At 63.5% G+C, this 1,922-nt stretch carries 3 protein-coding genes; 2 read left to right on the top strand and 1 reads right to left on the bottom strand.

Going from position 1 to position 1,922, the window contains the following annotated elements:
- Positions 1-572 (top strand): hypothetical protein (locus tag DW297_RS19070; RefSeq protein ID WP_205828192.1); only part of this gene is annotated, 572 nt, incomplete at its 5' end.
- A gap of 10 nt (positions 573-582) precedes the next feature.
- On the opposite strand, the gene DW297_RS00045 is transcribed toward DW297_RS19070, so the two are convergent.
- Positions 583-1,026 (bottom strand): hypothetical protein, encoded by a 444-nt coding sequence (locus DW297_RS00045; protein ID WP_136028482.1) that lies wholly within the window; start codon positions 1,024-1,026, stop codon positions 583-585.
- Positions 1,027-1,179: 153 nt separating this feature from the next.
- On the opposite strand from DW297_RS00045, the gene DW297_RS00050 reads away from it, so the two are divergent.
- Positions 1,180-1,839 carry a TetR/AcrR family transcriptional regulator gene (locus tag DW297_RS00050; protein ID WP_136028483.1) on the top strand — a complete coding sequence of 220 codons (660 nt, stop codon included), beginning with the start codon at positions 1,180-1,182 and terminating at the stop codon, positions 1,837-1,839.
- The last annotated feature ends 83 nt before the right edge of the window (positions 1,840-1,922 follow it).

Here is a 1,922-nt window from a genome sequence, read left to right on the forward strand (position 1 = left end):
CGTCAGAGGATGTGCACGGGGTGGCCGGCGGGCAGCGCCAGCAGCAGAGCGCCCGGGTCGGCGCGGCACACCACCCGCACGGCCTCGCCGAACTCATCGCCGTCGAGCTCGACGGGCGTATGCTCGCAGACATGCGCGAAAGTGAAGTGTTACCGACTGGCATCACTGCCCGGTGGAGGTGGGAAGTTTTTGCCCGCGTGGTGGTCGCGGCTTTGTTCGCCGCAGTCGGGGCTCTGTTACTTCTGGTCGGCGACTTCTGGGTCTGGCCGATTGCTCTCGTGATCCTCGGCGCATCCAGCCGAACTGCGGCACAAGCCTCTGATCGGCGAAGTCGCGGTAGGCGTCAGAGGGCATGGGACGCAAGGAGTTTCTCGTTCGCGGCGATTCTCATCCCAGCGATGCTGGGGATCGTGATTCCATTGCGGTCTTTGGGGGTCCCTCTGCGACCTTGGGTCACGTGGTACGTGCCCGCGGCGACTTTCGTGCTCATGATTGTCACCACCTGCTTGCTCGTACTCCTTCAGTTGCCCTCGCAGGGCGAGGGGACGCCGGCTCACCGTCGCCCCCTCTGATCAATGAGCGTTACGCGAGGCAGGTCATGATTCCTCCCATTCCGGTGAAGCCGAGCGCGGAAATCCAGATGAGCGATCCGTCTGCGCTAAGTACGCCGAAGACGCCGCTGACGATGGACATCAGACACCCGATCGGGTCCGGCTTTGGGTGATCAATCACGGTTCCTGTCACCGACAACTTGTAGTTCGCCACCATCACGCCGCTGATGTACTTGTGTAGGAAGCTGCCGTGGCAGTCCGTGGTTGGCTCTCCGACGCGCAGCGACCAACTGCTTCCGTCCGAGCCGATGCAGATGTACTCGTACTGACCCGTGCTCATCGTTGCGGAGCCGATGGGGCTGGCCGTGCGTACTTCGGTCTGTGCGCTTGTGGCCGCGCTCGCTGCTTGCGGAGCCACAGCCGCTCCGATGGCGATGCACGCGGCAGCACACAGGGTTACGACACTTCTCTTCATGATGTTCTTCCCTTCTCGATCGCGGTGAGCGCCGCGATGCCCGGGAAGCTATGAACTGACCAATCGGTTAGGGAACTGAAGTATTACGCGCCACCTCCTGACCGGCTGTCCAGTGCGTAGGGTCACTCAAAGTGGACACGAGGAGGTGGAGCGATGAGTGCGAAACGGAACGGCGTGCGCACAACGGCTTTGAGGGCGCTCAATGCCCGCTCGGTGATGAGCCCGGACTTGAACGCGGCACCCGAGATCATCGAGGCAGCCGTGCGTGTGTTCGACGAGTTCGGTTATGAGGGCACGAGTTTCCGTCGCATTGCGGAGGTTGCGGGAACCTCGAAGTCCCTCGTCACCTACTTCTTCCCAACCAAACAGGCCTTGGTTGGGACCATCGTCGATCTCGCCTTCCCCGGCGGCGTCTTCATGGGAACCAAACGCACGGATGATGACCCGCTCGATGCGATCGTCGCCGTAGCGGAGCAAGTGACCGACAGCCTTCTGCACGACCCGCTGGCGCGAGTGTCGCTCATGCTGATGGATCGGAGGACCGACGGCTCGCCGCCCGCAAGTCCCAAGTTCAGCGGGTGGCTCGCGCGCTTGACCGACTACCTCGAAGAAGCGCAACGGAAAGAGCTGATCGCTCCGGATGCCGATCCGCCAAGAGAGGCGAAGTACCTCCTATCTGGCATCATCGGACTTGCCGAGTTGGCAAGGGACAGCGGCGCCTACCTGCGGCTTGTCGAAGACGCTGTGCTGCTCACTCGCGACCGGCTCGCTCACATCGTCGTCGGCCCGCGGGCGGGTGAGCTTCGCGCGTAGGGTGCGCTGACCCCCGCGCCACCGCGTCAGAGGATGTGCACGGGGTGGCCGGCGGGCAGCGCCAGCAGCAGAGCGCCCGGGTC

The sequence above is a fragment of the Microbacterium sp. PF5 genome (genome assembly GCF_004794315.1).
GTDB classification, from domain to species: domain Bacteria; phylum Actinomycetota; class Actinomycetes; order Actinomycetales; family Microbacteriaceae; genus Microbacterium; species Microbacterium sufflavum.

Bases quoted from the DNA above. Each gene is read 5' to 3' on its own strand.
- DW297_RS00045 (WP_136028482.1), bottom strand. From the start codon at position 1,026: ATGAAGAGAAGTGTCGTAACCCTGTGTGCTGCCGCGTGCATCGCCATC.
- DW297_RS00050 (WP_136028483.1), top strand. From the start codon at position 1,180: ATGAGTGCGAAACGGAACGGCGTGCGCACAACGGCTTTGAGGGCGCTC.